Origin of the sequence: Marinobacter flavimaris (genome assembly GCF_045057155.1) — a bacterium.
Classification (GTDB): domain Bacteria; phylum Pseudomonadota; class Gammaproteobacteria; order Pseudomonadales; family Oleiphilaceae; genus Marinobacter; species Marinobacter manganoxydans.
Window position 1 is genome coordinate 2593599 of record NZ_CP171359.1, and the last position, 16116, is coordinate 2609714.

General features: G+C 51.7%; 17 protein-coding genes and 1 pseudogene. 6 read left to right on the plus strand and 12 right to left on the minus strand.

Annotation, left to right across the window (positions count from 1 at the left end; genetic code table 11):
• Positions 1–29: 29 nt before the first annotated feature.
• Complete coding sequence (locus ACGK9W_RS12285; protein WP_405416987.1) at positions 30–203, plus strand: RSP_7527 family protein; 174 nt, start codon at positions 30–32, stop codon at positions 201–203.
• Between the two features lie 135 nt (positions 204–338).
• Here the strand turns inward: ACGK9W_RS12285 and ACGK9W_RS12290 are convergent, their stop codons facing one another.
• The 4 genes from ACGK9W_RS12290 to ACGK9W_RS12305 all read right to left on the minus strand — a co-directional run bounded on the left by ACGK9W_RS12290 (position 339) and on the right by ACGK9W_RS12305 (position 3080).
• Complete coding sequence (locus ACGK9W_RS12290; protein ID WP_273070596.1) at positions 339–641, minus strand: hypothetical protein; 303 nt, start codon at positions 639–641, stop codon at positions 339–341.
• Positions 642–758: 117 nt separating this feature from the next.
• The gene (locus tag ACGK9W_RS12295) at positions 759–1298 is read right to left on the minus strand and encodes a hypothetical protein (protein WP_405416990.1); all 540 of its coding nucleotides are present in this window, start codon (positions 1296–1298) and stop codon (positions 759–761) included.
• Between the two features lie 22 nt (positions 1299–1320).
• Positions 1321–1785 (minus strand): nuclease-related domain-containing protein, encoded by a 465-nt coding sequence (locus ACGK9W_RS12300; protein ID WP_405416992.1) that lies wholly within the window; start codon positions 1783–1785, stop codon positions 1321–1323.
• 383 nt (positions 1786–2168) lie between these two features.
• Positions 2169–3080 carry an alpha/beta hydrolase gene (locus ACGK9W_RS12305; RefSeq protein ID WP_405416993.1) on the minus strand — a complete coding sequence of 304 codons (912 nt, stop codon included), beginning with the start codon at positions 3078–3080 and terminating at the stop codon, positions 2169–2171.
• A gap of 242 nt (positions 3081–3322) precedes the next feature.
• Here ACGK9W_RS12305 and ACGK9W_RS12310 point away from each other — a divergent pair, with 242 nt between their 5' ends.
• Positions 3323–3754: a tautomerase family protein gene (locus tag ACGK9W_RS12310; protein WP_273070600.1), complete on the plus strand. Its 432-nt coding sequence runs from the start codon at positions 3323–3325 to the stop codon at positions 3752–3754.
• A gap of 173 nt (positions 3755–3927) precedes the next feature.
• On the opposite strand, the gene ACGK9W_RS12315 is transcribed toward ACGK9W_RS12310, so the two are convergent.
• The 4 genes from ACGK9W_RS12315 to ACGK9W_RS12330 form a co-directional block, all read right to left on the minus strand.
• Positions 3928–4206: a helix-turn-helix transcriptional regulator gene (locus tag ACGK9W_RS12315; protein WP_405416995.1), complete on the minus strand. Its 279-nt coding sequence runs from the start codon at positions 4204–4206 to the stop codon at positions 3928–3930.
• 88 nt (positions 4207–4294) lie between these two features.
• Entirely contained in the window at positions 4295–5035 is a 741-nt protein-coding gene (gene istB, locus ACGK9W_RS12320) for an IS21-like element helper ATPase IstB (protein ID WP_053112996.1), read from the minus strand.
• Positions 5022–6527: an IS21 family transposase gene (istA, locus tag ACGK9W_RS12325; RefSeq protein ID WP_082640780.1), complete on the minus strand. Its 1506-nt coding sequence runs from the start codon at positions 6525–6527 to the stop codon at positions 5022–5024. Before istA ends, istB begins: the two co-directional genes overlap by 14 nt.
• Before the next feature lie 114 nt (positions 6528–6641).
• The gene (locus tag ACGK9W_RS12330) at positions 6642–7499 is read right to left on the minus strand and encodes a hypothetical protein (RefSeq protein ID WP_405416997.1); all 858 of its coding nucleotides are present in this window, start codon (positions 7497–7499) and stop codon (positions 6642–6644) included.
• A gap of 330 nt (positions 7500–7829) precedes the next feature.
• On the opposite strand from ACGK9W_RS12330, the gene ACGK9W_RS12335 reads away from it, so the two are divergent.
• The 4 genes and pseudogenes from ACGK9W_RS12335 to ACGK9W_RS12350 all read left to right on the plus strand — a co-directional run bounded on the left by ACGK9W_RS12335 (position 7830) and on the right by ACGK9W_RS12350 (position 12772).
• Complete coding sequence (locus tag ACGK9W_RS12335; protein ID WP_405416999.1) at positions 7830–9992, plus strand: hypothetical protein; 2163 nt, start codon at positions 7830–7832, stop codon at positions 9990–9992.
• A gap of 114 nt (positions 9993–10106) precedes the next feature.
• Positions 10107–10266: pseudogene (locus tag ACGK9W_RS12340) on the plus strand (transposase); the annotation flags it as partial.
• A gap of 498 nt (positions 10267–10764) precedes the next feature.
• Positions 10765–12308, plus strand: a protein-coding gene (locus tag ACGK9W_RS12345; RefSeq protein ID WP_085986444.1) for an IS3 family transposase whose coding sequence is annotated in 2 segments (ribosomal slippage) — positions 10765–11236 and positions 11236–12308 — 1545 coding nt in all. Because the reading frame shifts where the segments join, the coding sequence is not laid out codon by codon here.
• A gap of 104 nt (positions 12309–12412) precedes the next feature.
• Positions 12413–12772 carry a 4-oxalocrotonate tautomerase family protein gene (locus ACGK9W_RS12350; RefSeq protein ID WP_405421062.1) on the plus strand — a complete coding sequence of 120 codons (360 nt, stop codon included), beginning with the start codon at positions 12413–12415 and terminating at the stop codon, positions 12770–12772.
• Positions 12773–12870: 98 nt separating this feature from the next.
• Here the strand turns inward: ACGK9W_RS12350 and ACGK9W_RS12355 are convergent, their stop codons facing one another.
• The 4 genes from ACGK9W_RS12355 to ACGK9W_RS12370 all read right to left on the minus strand — a co-directional run bounded on the left by ACGK9W_RS12355 (position 12871) and on the right by ACGK9W_RS12370 (position 16053).
• Positions 12871–13347 (minus strand): hypothetical protein, encoded by a 477-nt coding sequence (locus ACGK9W_RS12355; RefSeq protein WP_405417000.1) that lies wholly within the window; start codon positions 13345–13347, stop codon positions 12871–12873.
• A gap of 51 nt (positions 13348–13398) precedes the next feature.
• The gene (locus ACGK9W_RS12360) at positions 13399–14166 is read right to left on the minus strand and encodes a DUF1828 domain-containing protein (protein WP_405417002.1); all 768 of its coding nucleotides are present in this window, start codon (positions 14164–14166) and stop codon (positions 13399–13401) included.
• Positions 14166–14648: a hypothetical protein gene (locus tag ACGK9W_RS12365; protein ID WP_405417004.1), complete on the minus strand. Its 483-nt coding sequence runs from the start codon at positions 14646–14648 to the stop codon at positions 14166–14168. The genes ACGK9W_RS12360 and ACGK9W_RS12365 overlap by 1 nt, the downstream gene beginning before the upstream one ends.
• 217 nt (positions 14649–14865) lie before the next feature.
• Positions 14866–16053 (minus strand): DUF3800 domain-containing protein, encoded by a 1188-nt coding sequence (locus ACGK9W_RS12370; RefSeq protein WP_405417006.1) that lies wholly within the window; start codon positions 16051–16053, stop codon positions 14866–14868.
• Positions 16054–16116: the final 63 nt, after the last annotated feature.

A 16116-nucleotide genomic window follows, 5' to 3' on the forward strand; every position in this document is an offset into this window, starting at 1 on the left:
ACTCACTTATCAAACGAGGACACAGCATCATGAGTTACCAAACTCCGAAACTGAACGAAGACGGCTCTATCGACATCAATTACTACACCCAGCTTGCAAAGCAACAGCGTAGTGAGCACATCGCGCAGATGGCGGCGTCACTGAAAGCCAACATCAAATCCTTTTTCCACGTGAAGCTGCCAAAGCTGTCTACCAGCCATTGACCTGTGTTCCCTTCAGTGCTCAATGACCTTAAGTATGAATTGGCTGGTTTCGCCGGCGCTGGCGAACCAGCCTGCTTTTAGGCTTTTCCGACATACAGGTGGGAAATAGCGTCAAGATTGACGTAATAGCGACGTTCAAGAAGGGAGATCAGAAACGCCGTCGACCTCAGTCACCGTTTTAGCATCCGCGCGCTCAATGATTTTGAGGAGTGTGGACTGAATGGTTTCATCTTCCCTGGCATCACCGCCACTTGCGAACGTCTGCTTCTGGGGCTCCGCGCCCTCCTCCTCGGTATAAGAAATCACAACCTCGCTGGCTGAATCGGGCGTTTTGCCAGAGTTCGACTTACCAAAGTACTCCAGCGAAACCAACGGATAGCCGTGAAAGCCCTTCTTAACCTGCTTCGCAATACGCTTTTTTGCTTTATCCACATTCATAGTGAGGGCCTGTCGCCGCGGTTGTTATCTGAGTGCACATCCACACCCAGTCGATACCATTCGCCAATTCTATGTCCTTAACCCCATCCAAAATAGCTCTGCCGCGGTTTTCCATGGTTAATCAAGCACCTCAACCTTCCCCGCTTTGCATTCAAATCGATTGCCTGATATTGCCTTAACTTGTATTTTGCTCAAATGAACTTTCATTCCTTTCTGTAACGTTTTTCCATTTTTCATCAGTGACTTGATCATAGGTGGCTCAATACGCACTGTACTTGCACATTTTTCTTTCCATTCCGGATGTGATGGTGCGTCAATGATATGTCTACTCCTGCCAGCATTATGTCGATATATGCCTACAACATCACTACCTAACAACCACGAACCTGAAGGAAGATAATCTGGATCGGATTTCGATTGATAGGGTGTATGCGTAAATTGTTTGTTGTGTTCAGCATCACACTGCTCTCCATGCTTAACCGTTTGACCTGCCTCTTGTTGTTTAGCGGCCACAAGACAATAGCGCCAACAGAGTTTGTATCCATGCTCAGAACATTGGCCTGCCTTGTCCCGATAAGAAAGTGAGTCTGCAAACACTGTATTACCGTAAACAAGTAATACCACCAAAACGTAACTCGGAAATAACATGACATTCATAAACAACCCCTTTGCCTGATTGTTATGTTTTTTTTTCGTGGTCTGTAAAACATCTGTCCGCATTTGCATGCCTAACAGTGACTAGGTAGCGCGCTTCGTTATTGCAATCAATGGCTTCCATCACCTTCTGAACTTCAACAGTCGACAACCGCTGCTCGATTTTAGCCTTGATAAAGCCGACATGCCCACCACCGTGGGCCACGCTCTCCGGCATGGGTGTTTTGAATGTGGAATCCCCGACAAAGATCTCGTGCTGGGAAACAATGATGTGGTCAATCTGGGTGGTGCCGGCTTCGGTGGGCAGGGCAACGTTCTTGATCAGGTGGCAACGGGTTTTACCTAGAGAGAGTTTGGCGGAGAAATTAACCACTGCTTCCCCGGCTTTGCCTTTGAAACAGGGGGATTTGATAACCGCCGCAAGAATGAAGAGCGGTATCAGGTACCAGATATAATCGAAGAGGGGCAGTAATGCCGGGGCGTAGTCCATCTGTCATCCTTAACAGCGGCGTTTATCCGTTTCTTATTACTACACACTAGTCCAACCCTTGGGAAACTTCCCACTCGGGAGACGAAAAATTTAGTAAACCACATAAAACAAACCTGTCCCGGTTCTCTGCAAATAGGCCGTTTCCGATTCTGAGCGGTCACGACCGGCCCGCCAAAAGCCATAACAGCAAGCCAGCACTCCCGAGAAGAAGCACTGCAAAATGGACCGCCAGGTTCTTGCGGACAGTTGGGGCAGGCTTAGCGGTGAAACCGAAATAATCGTCACCAAACAGCCCAACACCACAGCGCTCACAGTAGTTTTTCGAGTAAGAGACCCGAAGCTCAGACGGCTCAAACCTTATTCGGCAACTGTAACAACTGGGCTTAATCACTTCGGGCTCCGATTTGTTTGAAAAACCGGGCCAAGAAATCCAGCTGATCTTCGATGGACCGATCCAGAGCTTCGCCCCGATAGACATCAAAATGACCGACCGGATAGTGCTTCACTTCCGCGTTCGGCATCCTCTGGGCCGCTTTGACCGCAGAGCTCGCCGGAGCGACGGTATCGTGGTCGCAAATCAACACCAGTGCCGGGCAGGCGACTTTGCTGGCCAACCGGATGGGCCGGAAAAGAGGAATGGCATAACTCACGCCCGCGGCGACGTAATTCGACGCGTTATCCGCCAGCAAGAGAACATAGCCCTCCTGGCAGTCCTCAGCCGTCATCATGCCCAACTCGCCGGGGCGGCCGGCCGAAGCAATATACCGGGGAGACATCCCCAGCCCACGACGAAACCAGTCGACTGTTCCGTGCCAGGTCAGGCGCATCGCCTGCATGAAGCCGGCATAACCGACAACCCCCAGCAACGACGCCAAACCATCCATCATCGGGCATTGGGAGATGGTGCATTGCACGCTTCCATCCTTTGCCGCGGCCGCAATCACCAGCCCGCCGGAAAACGACGTTCCCCACAGGCAGATGCGGCTGCCATCGACACGATCCAGCTGCCGCGCAAAATTCAGTGCCGCCAGCCAATCCGCCACTTCCTTCCGGGGGCTCAGCGTCTGGCGTGGCTGGCCATCACTGTCGCCGAAATGGCGGTAGTCAAAGGCAAACACTGCATAACCCGCATTGCAGAAAGCTTCTTTGAACGGTGCAAGACCACTGGCATGAGTCAGCCCAAAACCATGGGCCATGACGACACACGGTAAACCTTTACTGCCGGCATCCGGCGTATAGAGAACACCGCGACAGGTTGTACCATCGCTCTGAAATTCCAGGGGCGTTTCGATCATTGTTTGGCTCGCATGCTTGAAGGTCGAGAGTCTCAGGATAGCTCATTGCTTCCGGATCAAACCGGCAGTTCAATAATCTCACCAACCACACTGTCTTCACTCACCTGCAACCGCCCCACCGTGATCGGCAGCGTAAATCGCCGGGGCCAGGCAGATAAGCGTTGCTATAGTGAAACAAGCCCGCCTCACTCCCATAGTGGCGAGATCCAGTGCAAACGCACAACCCATGGCAGGAGTTTCCCATGCCCACTTACACCGTCACGGTCGCGAATCTGTCTCTGTCGCCGCAGCAGAAATCACAGATCGCCGAGGCCATCACAGCGGCCCACAACGCCCAAACCGGCGCGCCCCGGTTCTTTGCCCAGGTTCTGTTTTCTGCGGCCAGTGGGGGCGATCACTTTGTGGGTGGCAGAGTGAACGCCGCGCCTCAGGTGTATGTGCACGGCCTGGTGCGGGAGGGCAGAAGCACCGAAATCAAACAGGCCCTGATGAGCCAGATGCTTGAAGAAATCGCCCAAATCATCAACATCACAGCTGAGAAAGTCTGGATCTATCTGCAGGACATTCCGGCCACCCAGATGATCGAGTTTGGGCGGTTTTTGCCAGCACCGGGGGAGGAAGTTGAGTGGGAAAAGGGGATGTCTTCGGAAGAGCGGGCCAGTTTACCCAAATAACCGCAATGATAGGTCTGTTGCGGTTTTCAACGCTCCCACCCTCAGTCAAGCCGCGCGACCAGATCCGTTATCCTCACCCGAAAATAAATCTGTCCCGGTTTCCCTAATCTGTCCCGGTTTTCCTGGATTAGCTGACCACTACAAATCGCCGATGTGGGTCTGGTGATCGCCGTTTAATCGGATCGGTTAACAGATAGCATGACAAGAAGTCTTACCAACTCCTGTTGTCTTTTCACTCCCGTTTTATCAAAGATACTTCTTAACTGAACTCTAAGCGTTGTTACGCTATTACCGTTTAGCTCAGCGATTTCTCCCAGGTTCAAGCCATTGAGAAGTCCGATCGCCAATTTGGTTTCTGCAGGGGTGAGCTCGTAAAGTTGTTTTAAGACATCGGCGGAGACGCGGATATTGGTCTCAGGATCGCTTATAAAAAGGAGCGCGACGTCTTGCATACTTACAAGCGAAACCTCGCCAGGTGCTGTCAATGGCCATTTATTTTGACCCACCTTTGGCCAATAAAATTGACCCACCTTTCATAGTCTATCTTGTGGCTTTTTGCTTCAGTCGATAGCTTTCTCCTCCCAACATAAAGATGTGCGAATGGTGGATGACCCGGTCAATGATCGGCACCGCCACGTTGTCGTCGTGGAAGAACTCGCCCCAACTGGTGAAGTCCTTGTTGGTGGTCAAGATGATCGACCGGTATTCGTACAGGCTGTTGATCAACTGGAACAGATTGTAGCGGGCCTGCCGGGTCATGGGCAGGTAACCCAGCTCATCAATGATCAGCAGGTCGTATTTGGCCAGGGCGCTGACCCGTTTTTTCAGCTCACCCTTCATCTCGGCCAGTTCCAGCTCTTCCACCAGATCCAGGGCATTGCGGAACAATACCCGGTAACCAGCTTCCACTGCCTTGTGGCCAATACCGATGGCCAGGTGGGTCTTGCCCACACCCGGCGGGCCAATGAACACCAGGTTGTTCCGTTCGTCGAGGAACTGGAAGTCCAGCAAGGCGTTCACCTGGCGTTTATTAATGGTGGTCTGGTGCCGGTAGTCGAAGCCCTCAAGGCGCTTCTCGGCGGGGAACGCGGCCATCTTCCGATTCCGGTGGATGCGCTTGTCCTGCCGTTGAACCAGTTCGTGTTCGGCAAGCCGATCCGCGAAGCTGAGATAGGACATCTCGTTGGCTTCTGCCTCGGCCAGCAGGTTGATTAGTTCATCGGCGGCTGCGCTCAGGCGCAGGCTGCGGTAACGGGCTACAGTCTGTTCAAGCTGGCTCATGGGTCACCCCCTGGCCACTGGAGCGGCCAAGACGCTGGTAGGCGCTCAGATCCAATGCCTGCTTGGGTTCCGGTAACGATTCCGGCTGTCGCTCCCGCAGAACGGCCGCCTGGGCTGCTTCCAGGTAGTTTTGCAGTCGTGTGGCCGTCATGCCGGGGCGTTCTGCCAGCGCTGTGATCAACTCTGGATCCACCGGCGCATGGCGCTTGAGCAGGTCACGGGCAGCCACCAACTGATCCTTGTAGATCTTGGGCTCGGAGCGCTTGAGCTGCTGACACAACCGGTGCCCGGTCTCGTCGCTGATCAGGGCGTTGATACCAGCTTCCAGCTTGTTCACGCGCTGGGCATGATCCCGGTAGTGATGGGTGTTCTTGATCACCTTGCCCTTGTCGGCGCACAGCGCATGACTGGCAATGACTTCGCCCGTGTTCAGGTCGCTGATATGGAGTTGACTGCCGGACTCCAGAACGCCCACCCGGGCCTGCTGCCAGGCCATGGGCACGGAGTACTTGTTGGCCTTCCAGGCGATCAGGCCGGTCTTGTCCACCTGCCGTGTCTCGCGGGCCACAGGCTGTACGCAAGCCGGTGACAGGTAGGCCTCCAGATGTTCTCGCTCATCCCGTTCGAAGCGTTCCCGCGGTGGTTCGCCGGTGGTGCCGTGGATGCGGACATTGGCCACGCTCTCAACCCAGTCCTGCACGTGCTGACGCACGTGTTCCTGATCCCGGAAGACTTCACCGTAGAGGCAATCCTGCTTGACGTACTTAACACCGGCTTCCACCTTGCCCTTGCTCTCCGGGTCATAGCCTTCGCAGGCATGGATCCGGAATCCAGCCGTGGTGGCATACTCATGAAACCGTTGGTTGAGCGTCAGTTCGCGGTACTGTTCGTTGATCACCACCAGCTTGGTCTGATCGTAAACGCACTCATCCGGCAGGCCACCGAAGTACCGCAGGGCTTCGTCATGGAGCTGGATAAACGTCTGGGTATCCAGCGGGCGGAAGGCCAGGCCCACGTACATCAACCGCGAGTACGACAGCACGAACACCACAAAATGCAGCGTGCGTTCTTCGCCACCGATCAGCACGCCGCGCAACTCACCGGGGTCCACCTGACACTGAACACCGGGCACATCCTCCAGAATGGGCTCGTAATAGCGCATCTGGGCCGAGGCCACTTCCTCCTTGAGCACTCGCACATAACGGCGAATGGAACGGTCTGAGGCCGGTAAGTCGCCGACCTTTGCCTGAAGCTTACGGGCAATCTTGACGGCGCTGAGCTTGGGGAATTGCTTGAGCAAATGCACCAGATAATCCCGGTGATCATCGAGGCGCTTGGTGCGTGAGGGATCTTCAATCTGTTCTGAAATCGCGTTCTCATTCATCCGCAGATACTTGCGGACGGTATTGCGGGACAGCCCCAGTTCCTGACTGATGGCGCGGATCGACAACCCTTTGCCGTTATCGTGCAGTGCCTTGATTTTGTGTATCACAACCCACTCCTTCACTGACATGCCCCCGGCTATCGATAAAAGCGGGGGACAGTAGCTGGTTCTGTGGCCTGACGGCCACCCGGGGGTGGGTCAAAATAAATGGCCAGTAGTGGGTCATTTTAATTGGCCACTAACAGGTGCCTCTGATTTTTCGCCGCAGATTAAGGACAAAGGTGCCAAAGCCTCCGAATGATGGAGGCTAATTGCTCGTGCATTGTATTTCGTCTCGTTGGACTCGGACTGTATAGAATGTTCAATCGCCTCGCTCAGCTCAAGTTGGTGCTCGTTCTTCCACGCCTTCAATTGCCCATCTTTTACTCCAAGGGCAGGGTGATAGTCGAGAATGGTTTTGGCTGATTCGTTCAGAAACACTATGGTTAAATCTTTTTTGACCAGAGCCACACCCATTGCCAAGTGAGATAAAGCCGCTTTCATGCTCTGATTGTGGCTCTTGATAGCTTGGAAGGCGCGCTGGATTTTGAGTGCCCTTTGGAAGTGAGGGTGTAGAAGCTGGATGAGATGGAGGTCTTCTTCACTGAATGGGTTTGCCTCAAATGATCGATGTATCCCCAGACCCACGTGCCACTCGGCATTCTTGAAAATATTCAAACCTGCAACATAGCCTACGTCATTCGGCTTTAGCAGTAGCCGATAGTACATAGGATGATCTTCTTTAACTTTTTGATGATCAATAATCGTTGAGCTTGCACCCTCCGCTTTTTCCAGCATTACTCGATAGGCGTGGTCATACCGACCAAGTCCGAGTCGATAAGAGTAGCTGCTCAACGCCGGTAACCCGTGCGCTGCCAACAGAGTGCGACGTTTCTCGACATAGTCTTCGCAAAAAATGCCGGCAGATTTTGCGTTTAGCGCTGCGCATAATTGCTGAATCACGCTTACCCAGTGTTCTGGTCGATAGGCAGCTTCATAGATCTCCCCGACCAGATCTAGCACTGAGCTTTTATCCATCATGCTTGGTCTGTCTCCTTGGCAATGAGTGCGCATACTCCATTTGATGTATGTGGATAGCCTGAGTTTTGGTTAATTTGAAGCCACAGGTGAACCGCGTGAACGTCGCTTTACTCCACGAGTCTGTTGGATGGCGCAGAGTTTCGCCGTCACCAGTGCATGCCAGTTTATTAATACGCCTGGCGCCCTGTGTGGATGTTAAATGCATCACAAAATCTGTCATTTTTAATTGGTTTGTGTCTAAAAACTGTACGTCCAAGCACTTGGTTCGGCGGACGAGATCAGGCGGCACGAATTATTGAGCGAATTCGACAATTAAAGAGAGGAAAACCCATGAAAGGATTGTCAGGGATGGGAGCTCTTGTCCTGGGCCAGTTTTTACTTACTGCCTGTGGTGGCGGAGGCTCGTCATCAGATGGCTCACCTCCTGTATCAGAGCCCTCCACTTCGACCGGCCGGTTTATCGACAGCCCAGTCGCTAACATCGGATACCGCACAGAATCTATTCCCGATGGCGTGACCAATGCTAATGGTCAGTTCAAGTACCTTGAGGGCGAGACCGTTACTTTCTTCATCGGCGACCTTGAATTTCCGCCTGCGCCCGCCACTGAAAAAGTCACTCCTTTGGACCTCGCGGGCTCTACCGACACCTCCGACCCCACTGTCATCAATATCATTCGCCTGCTCCAAAGCTTAGATGACGACGGCATTACAAGTACTGGAATCACCATCAATCAGTTGGCTAAAGACAACGCGACCCCAGTTGATTTCTTTATCAGTGAAAGTGAGTTTCAAAACTTGACGGCAGTTAAGGTCCTAGTCGAAAACTCTGGCTCTCCGACTACCAGTCTCATCAGCACCAGCGAGGCTCTTGAGCATTTCGAGGGCATTTTGGTGGGCGAAGGCGTCGAATTTGTTGCGAACCTTGGCATTAACGGTATATGGGTGAATGAAAATACCGACAATGAACTGTTGGCCTTCGTCTTCTTCAGAGATGGCACATACGTCCACCTTGAAGTGGATGAAGAGCTGCCTTTGGACGAGCAACCTGAGACATCAGGTATGGAATGGGGAACATATTCGCTCGATCCAGAGACGAGAGCTCTGACCGTCGACATCGATTTCGATCGGAACCTCGACACTGGCCTCACGAGCAGTGTGAATGGCGGTCTCGATATTTTCGCCAGAGTATCTGGTGATCAACTCACCTTTGAAATCGACGAAAACGGGAATTCAAGTATCGATGACGGTGAGTCCACAGTCTTTTCCCGCTCAGCCTCAGAGACCATGGACGAGCTTGTCGGGATCTGGAAAGTTGCTAATGTTGCCGACTTCAACGATACCCTCGCGCTCATCTTTTTCGCTGATGGCACCTACGTGCACATGGAAATCGACGAGCAGGCACCGTTCGATGAGCAGCCAGAAACGTCAGGCATGGAATGGGGCACTTACTCTGTTTCACCGGGTTCGGACGCGATCACTTTTACCGGTTTATTCGACAACAACGGCGATACCGGACCTGTCAATGGCGTGGGATCTCCAAGCACGATCAGCGCATCGATATCTGACACGTCAATTGTGTTCAATCCTAATAGCGAAGAACCAACCACCTTCCTGAAAGATCCGGCGACACAACCGAGGGCGCTTGCCTTTACTGAGAGCGAACTTCAAAACTTAACCTGGTACGCCGCTCTACAGGAACCTGAGGACTGCGGGCCTGACTGGTTAGTGGAAGAAACGTCTTTCGATGGCACCAGCTACACACTGGATCTTTGCGGGACCGGAACGGATATCGAAACCGGAAGTTATGAAGTGCTGTCTTCTGGGGTTATCTTCTGGCCAGGTTTTGGAGAATACATCGCTCGCAAATCTTTTGATTCTGACCGGCAGGCATTTTACGCGTGCTCCGCGGACACGGAACTGGCAGCTTTAGAGTGCCCCGCTTCGGAGCAATTTCTAAATTTTCTAAATAAAAGTGATGCTGAGGCCTATGTCGCTGAGCAAAATGCTAATCCAGAGCTTACGGTAAGCTGGGAAGCCGAGCTGACTGCGTACTCTCAGGGTGATCTTTTTGAAACCGAGTCTGCGACCATGCAGTGTGATTCGGGCGGGGGCCCAACCGTGGGTGAAGTAGGAACCGAAACCCAGACGTGGTCTCGAGACGGGACAGAGGTTACCGTAACCAGTGACGCCTCTGAGCCCGGATCATTCTGGCTTCTGGATTTCACTCAGTCGACTCTGACGGTTGGTAAGACCTATCAAGAAACGGAAGCTGATCCAACGGGCGAACCGGGTGACATCTTTGAAAATGTCTTTGATATCAGCGAGTCATACACTTGGGATTCAGAGCAAGGTGCATTTATTGGAGAACTCGCGGAAACCATTACGTTGTCTTGGTCTATCGATGGTAGCGAGTCTGTGTGTGAATATACCTATTCTGTGGTCGCAACTCCACAGGGAACCGAAGCCGAAACCAGCGCATTTTTAGGTTTGTAAATTCGATGGACGATCCGTTCTCTGGGCATGCTGCGTGCAGCCCGGAGGACGTTAACAGTCCTTTGGCATATTGTGCCTCTTTTTAGAAGTGTCCGCAGTAACGGGGTAGAACCCCTCTACGAAATCGAGCGGGAAACCAAAGACCTGCCACCGGATAAGCGCTAGAAAATCCGACAAACCAGAGCCAAACCGCTTGCCGATACACTGCATCACGCGCTACCTGGACGATGGCGCAGTGCCCATCGACAACAACCGGATGGAAAACCAGATCCGGAACAGCCGAAAGGGCTACTGCGTTCCTTTTTTGCATTGTGTTTCCTCTTAATTATCTTGTGACTGTCCTGTCACCTAGTCAAAAATAAATCTGTCCCGGTTTTCCGTTAATTGTCGTACCGAAGGTTGCGAATACGGCAGGCGGGGCCCTTAAAGGCTTCTCCCTATTTAACTCGGCGGTATATCGACTTAGGTGAGAGTCGAATTTGAAACCTGCAGAAACCGGAGCATGTCACGGCTCCCCCATCTGATCAAACCGCCAGTTCAATAATCTCACCAACCACACTGTCTTCACGTACCTGCAACCGTCCAACCGTGATCGGCAGCGTAAATCGCCGGGGCCCGGCAGATAAGCGTTGCTATAGTGAAACAAACCCGCCTCACTCCAATAGTGGCGAGATCCAGTGCAAACGTACAACCCATGGCAGGAGTTTCCCATGCCCACTTACACCCCCTATGTGTCAGCGTAGTTGTCGCCTGAATATTTCAGAGGACAACCATGCCCCATTATTCACCGGAACGTAAAGAAGCCATTCTCCAGAAGATGGCCCCACCTCACAGTCTGACTGTTGCCGAGTTGGCCAGCCAGGAAGGCATCAGTACCGCAACCTTGTACAATTGGCGTAAAGCCGCCAGAGGACGAGGTGCCGTTTTGCCATCGAATTCAGCTCATCCAGACAAGTGGAGTAGCGAAGAGAAGTTCCGCATTGTTCTGGAAACCGCCCCGATGACGGAGGCGGAAGTTAGTGAATATTGCCGTAGGAACGGCCTTTACCCGGAACAAATCGAAACCTGGAAAGCCGCCTGCATGGGAGCCAATGCCCTGTCGGATGAACAGGCCAAGCAGAATCGGCAAGCGGCCAGGGCTGAGAAAAAACGAGTCAAAAAACTCGAAGCCGAGTTGCGACGCAAGGAAAAAGCTCTGGCAGAAACGGCTGCACTGCTGACGCTGTCAAAAAAAGCCGAGGCGATCTGGGGCCCCAAAGACGAGGACGAATGACCAGCCTCCCGGATCGCCAGCAGGCGGTTACCCTGATCCAAGAGGCTCAGGGTAACGGAGCCCGGCTGGTCAAGGCCTGCGCCTTGCTGAACCTGAGTATACGCACTTATCAGCGCTGGACGGCAGATAAGGCCGTCAGCGCCGATCAACGACCGGTGGTGCCCAGACCAGCACCCACCAATAAACTCTCGGAGGCGGAGCGTCAGGCCGTGGTCTCACTGTGCAACCAGAAGGAATATCGAAGCTGTCCGCCGGCCTTCATCGTTGCGGATCAACTGGATCAGGGTCGCTACCTGGCCTCGGAATCCACCTTCTATCGGGTTCTGCGGGAGAAGGATCAAGTACACCCCAGAGGTCGGCAAAAAGCGCCCCAGAGCAAGCGCAGGGCAACTACACACAAGGCCACAGAACCGAACCAGCTGTGGTCGTGGGATATCTCATGGCTGCCGGGGCCAGCAAAAGGCACCTGGTTCTACCTGTATCTGATGCTGGACGTATACAGCCGCAAGATCGTCGGTCACGAGGTCTATCACAGTGAGACCGGCGAGCTTGCCAGCGAGTTCATCGAGAAGGCCTACTGGCGTGAACACCTGGCGACGAAGGACAAGCCTCTAGTGCTGCACTCCGACAATGGCAGCCCCATGAAGGCCTCGACCTTCTTGGAGAAACTGTACGATCTGGGTATTACGCCCTCGAACAGTCGCCCCCGGGTCAGTAACGACAATGCCTACTCGGAGTCGTTGTTCAAAACCCTGAAGTTCCGCCCGGGGTTCCCGGTAAACGGCTTCAGAACGATCGAGGAGGCCCGCAAATGGGTACTGGCGTTCGTGCGCTGGTACAACACCGAGCACCGACACAGCGCCTTGAACTACGTAACACCTCAGCAACGCCATACGGGCGAAGCTGATCAGATCCTGGCCCAGCGAAAACAGATTATCGAAGCGGCGAAAGCCGAGAACCCGCGTCGCTGGTCTGGTGATATCCGAAACTTCAGCTTGCCGGAATCAGTCACTCTGAACCCGGAAAAGGCGGCCAATTGTTAAAGAGCTGATGACTTAAACGCGACATCTACGTTGACAGACTCCGCACCGTCACGGTCGCGAATCTGTCTCTGTCGCCGCAGCAGAAATCACAGATCGCCGAGGCCATCACAACGGCCCACAACGCCCAAACCGGCGCTCCCCGGTTCTTTGCCCAGGTTCTGTTTTATGCGGCCAATGAGGGCGATCACTTTGTGGGTGGCAGAGTGAACACCGCGCCTGAGGTGTATGTGTACGGCCTGGTTCGGGAGGGCAGAACCACCCAGATCAAACAAGCCCTGATGAGCCAGATGCTTGAAGAAATTGCCCAAATCGTGGACATCACAGCTGAAAATGTCTGGATCTATCTGCAAGACGTTCCGGCCACCCAGATGATCGAGTTTGGGCGGTTTTTGCCAGCGCCGGGAGAGGAAGCTGAATGGGAAAAGGGAATGTCTCCGGAAAAGCGCGCCAACTTGCCCAAATAACCGCATTAATAGATCTGTCCCGGTTTTCAGAAAATTGAGGACAAAGCGCAAATAGATAGATATTAAAGCTGTCGGAGTATTGCAAATAAAGCAGGGAGTTACTTTAAATCGACATCAGTAAAATGGACATATCCGGTAAGCACTCCATCGGTGAATCTATCGATCGTTCCTGTAAAGCGGATGACGTCTTCTTGGGAGAGTGAGAGCGCCTGATTGTCGGGGACTTCCTCAAGGAAATAATCGGCCAGCGCTCTTTGATCCCCGTCGCTAAGCTCAATCCTATTGCCCCGGTAGCCCGGCTCAACATCGATAACGGTCCCCGTCCAGGTCACGCGCTTGCCGACGAACTGGGATTTCTTTTCAGCTTCCTGGGCTGACGTGAGACCAGAAGTATAGATCTGATCCATCATCTGGTCATAGGACAGGCTTAGGTGTTCGGCCTGAAAACCGGGGATCTGGAAGCTTTTGCTGAAAACACCGGCCAGAGCACCAACAACCAAGACGATCATGAATATCATCTTGGGTTTGCTGGACTTCAGCTCCGCCCACATATCGTCAGCAGATTCATTTTTCATTGGGCACCTAATTTCCTTGGCAAGAGGAAAACACCAGAAGCAACTTCCACATCAGTGTTTTCCGGTAACTTCCGTTGTCATAAGCTTACGAAAGGCTGCAGGCATGCCCTTCCAAGGAACGGCTTTATCTGTGTAATAACTAGCCCGCGCCAACTGCTTGTCGCTGAATTTCGTCATATCTTCAAACACTGCGATTACCCGCATGGGATCCTTCAATTGCTGGCTCATGCTCCACAGTAGCTCCGCTTCCATTAAGCGCTCGCCAGAGGTTGCAACCACAACGGAAATCGGAATTTTCGACATGAAGTAAGCGTCGACAAAGATCTGCTGGTTCGGGTCAGCAGCGAAGTCATAGCGAGCTTCAATCTGCGTTTCCTTCTCCACTTCCCGAAGAACACTCATGATTTGATCTTTGAAGTCAGATATCTTGCGATCCTGCCGAAACGCAGACAGGACCTGCATCTGCGCGGAACACTCTGCTACACGCATTGCCGCGTCAGCCACCTCAGCAGCTGAACTAGCTACAGCAAATAACTCTTCGTCCACCTCGTCCCAAAATACCTGGTGACTGAACTCCAAAGATTTGATCCAAGCCTGGGGCTTGCCTTTTTCGATGCTGACGCCATCCGTCATCAGCCGAAATGCGGCCTCGCCGTTATCGTCTATTCGGAAGGTTCCGTCGGATATAGGCAAAACGAATAGAACAACGCTGTCACCGTCGTCATAGGTGAAAGGCGTGGAAATGGATACACCTCCGGCTTCTGTCGGACGAATATAGAAGCCTTTGCATAGCTCCGACTGAAGTTGTTTTGTGTCCATTAGAACAGCCCTCCCTGCTCGCTGGGCAACGAAATGCCAAGGCATTTTAGAGCTTGGTCGACCAAATTAATACGATCAATATCCAATTTCGGGTCCAACCGTCGAGTTTTACCGAAAGCCAACTCCTTGACTCCTGGAAGAGCTCTATTGGTTAAATCACGGCCATCCTCACAGTTGAAATGGACGTGAAACCCTTTGTGCGACGGGTGATAGTCCATTCTTGCGATTGGAATAAGATCTTCACCCTGCGATAAGAATAGCCAAGCTGAGAATTTTCGCTTGTCAAAGTAGGCGCCATCTCGCCATAGAAACAAAGCTCGGTAGTTCCCACCAGCATCCATTAAATCTGTGTGTTCGACCCTACGACTCTTCATGTTGAGGAACTTCGGCATATCCCTCGATTTGCTGGCGGGTCTAAAAACGATGGAGCGGACGGCCTTTGGGTGCCTGATATGGTCCCTGACCTGCTGGCGGGTGAACATCCATTTCCTCCTACCTCAGTACTGACCACCAAAATACGCGGCCAATGATCCTGATATTGTTATCAACTACGTGTTGAGCGGAATATTCTTCAGTCCCATGCTCTGATGAATTCTGGATTACAATCTTAATTCCGCCACCTGGTCGACGGTGCGGGTACTTTACCCGAATATTGTTTCCATTGAACAGGGATACAGAACCTCCGAGTGACGCGATTTGTTAGGCTTCAGAATGTTTATCGCTTCCAAGCGCCTGAACTTTTTTTCGGTGTGCTTCTACAGACTGTGCTACTACCTTTTTTTGTTCCTCAGATAGCTCTTCTAGCTTTGGCAATGTCCTCTCAAAAGTTTTAAATCGCGCCGCCATACCATCTAAAGAAATACCATCAATAGTACTCCTGTCAACAAACATGGACCATAGATTCCAAAGTTCATAAGGCAACTCTTGTCCGGAAACTATTTTATTTGCTATCCAGAGATAGACATCAACGATTTGCAAACCTATAGAATCCGAACTCTTTGAAATCGTGAGCTCTTTATCAGAAAGGCCCTCGTTCAATATTTCAGATTTTTCAAATGTAGAAAAAAGTGGATGATTAAGATAAATGTCCTTCTCTTTCTGAGGCGCCTTCCTAATTCCCTCAGAAATTCTTGAAAGGTTGTAATGGGTTCCAATCTGAGCATTATTGAATTGATTCTGTCTATCGACGATTATTGAGTTAGCTCTTTTTCGCCTTTTCTTTCGAACCCGACGAGCAATACATGAAACCACAAACTGAAAGCCCACTGCGTTTGGAGAAATCATCTTTTGATCTGGGTGACCAAAGTCTAAATGCAGTGGATTCGCAATCCCATAATTCATCGCATCAACGATGATTTCTACAGAGCGAGCGTCCAGCCCAGACTGGACAACGCGGTCTCGCACTTCGGAAAGCAGATTGACAATGTCATCGGTATATCTTTCTATTCGCTTTGCTATGCATAAGCGCCACGACTCGCGAAGTAGCTTTTCATCGAACAAGATAGATAATTTGTGAATTACAAGGTATCTCATGGGAGTCCAATAAACATCCCACTTGACTGCCTCATTTAGTCCAGCATCGAATACTGCATCAAAAAACAAAACAAGCGCATAATCAGGCTTTTCGATAAAATAGTAGTCGAAGTCGAATTCCATCCTTTCCTGAAGTTCGATCAAGTGATCAGCTATTTTTACGAGACCACCAAACCCTAGCTCATTTGCATGTATTTGAGGTTGGCCAATTTCCTTTAATATCTTTTTATGTGTAGAAAGGCACAGTGCATCGACGTTTCTCTTGCTAGAGAGCACCCCATAGCTTAGTCGAGGTTGAGCTTCGTCAAAAAGATTGTTGCCTGTATTCCCTGACTCGTCGATGTGGAAAAACATAATTTAAGCCTAACAGTAAATAGATAGCGCGCTTCTTTATTGGAATCATTTGAGCGTCAATAA

Excerpts from the sequence above, each read along its gene's own strand:
- ACGK9W_RS12300 (WP_405416992.1), bottom strand. The coding sequence starts at position 1,785 with ATGGACTACGCCCCGGCATTACTGCCCCTCTTCGATTATATCTGGTAC.
- ACGK9W_RS12355 (WP_405417000.1), bottom strand. The coding sequence starts at position 13,347 with ATGAAAAATGAATCTGCTGACGATATGTGGGCGGAGCTGAAGTCCAGC.
- ACGK9W_RS12295 (WP_405416990.1), bottom strand. The coding sequence starts at position 1,298 with ATGAATGTCATGTTATTTCCGAGTTACGTTTTGGTGGTATTACTTGTT.
- ACGK9W_RS12290 (WP_273070596.1), bottom strand. The coding sequence starts at position 641 with ATGAATGTGGATAAAGCAAAAAAGCGTATTGCGAAGCAGGTTAAGAAG.
- ACGK9W_RS12370 (WP_405417006.1), bottom strand. The coding sequence starts at position 16,053 with ATGTTTTTCCACATCGACGAGTCAGGGAATACAGGCAACAATCTTTTT.
- ACGK9W_RS12330 (WP_405416997.1), bottom strand. The coding sequence starts at position 7,499 with ATGATGGATAAAAGCTCAGTGCTAGATCTGGTCGGGGAGATCTATGAA.
- ACGK9W_RS12315 (WP_405416995.1), bottom strand. The coding sequence starts at position 4,206 with ATGCAAGACGTCGCGCTCCTTTTTATAAGCGATCCTGAGACCAATATC.
- ACGK9W_RS12365 (WP_405417004.1), bottom strand. The coding sequence starts at position 14,648 with ATGTTCACCCGCCAGCAGGTCAGGGACCATATCAGGCACCCAAAGGCC.
- ACGK9W_RS12285 (WP_405416987.1), top strand. The coding sequence starts at position 30 with ATGAGTTACCAAACTCCGAAACTGAACGAAGACGGCTCTATCGACATC.
- ACGK9W_RS12360 (WP_405417002.1), bottom strand. The coding sequence starts at position 14,166 with ATGGACACAAAACAACTTCAGTCGGAGCTATGCAAAGGCTTCTATATT.
- ACGK9W_RS12310 (WP_273070600.1), top strand. The coding sequence starts at position 3,323 with ATGCCCACTTACACCGTCACGGTCGCGAATCTGTCTCTGTCGCCGCAG.
- ACGK9W_RS12335 (WP_405416999.1), top strand. The coding sequence starts at position 7,830 with ATGAAAGGATTGTCAGGGATGGGAGCTCTTGTCCTGGGCCAGTTTTTA.
- istB (WP_053112996.1), bottom strand. The coding sequence starts at position 5,035 with ATGAGCCAGCTTGAACAGACTGTAGCCCGTTACCGCAGCCTGCGCCTG.
- ACGK9W_RS12305 (WP_405416993.1), bottom strand. The coding sequence starts at position 3,080 with ATGATCGAAACGCCCCTGGAATTTCAGAGCGATGGTACAACCTGTCGC.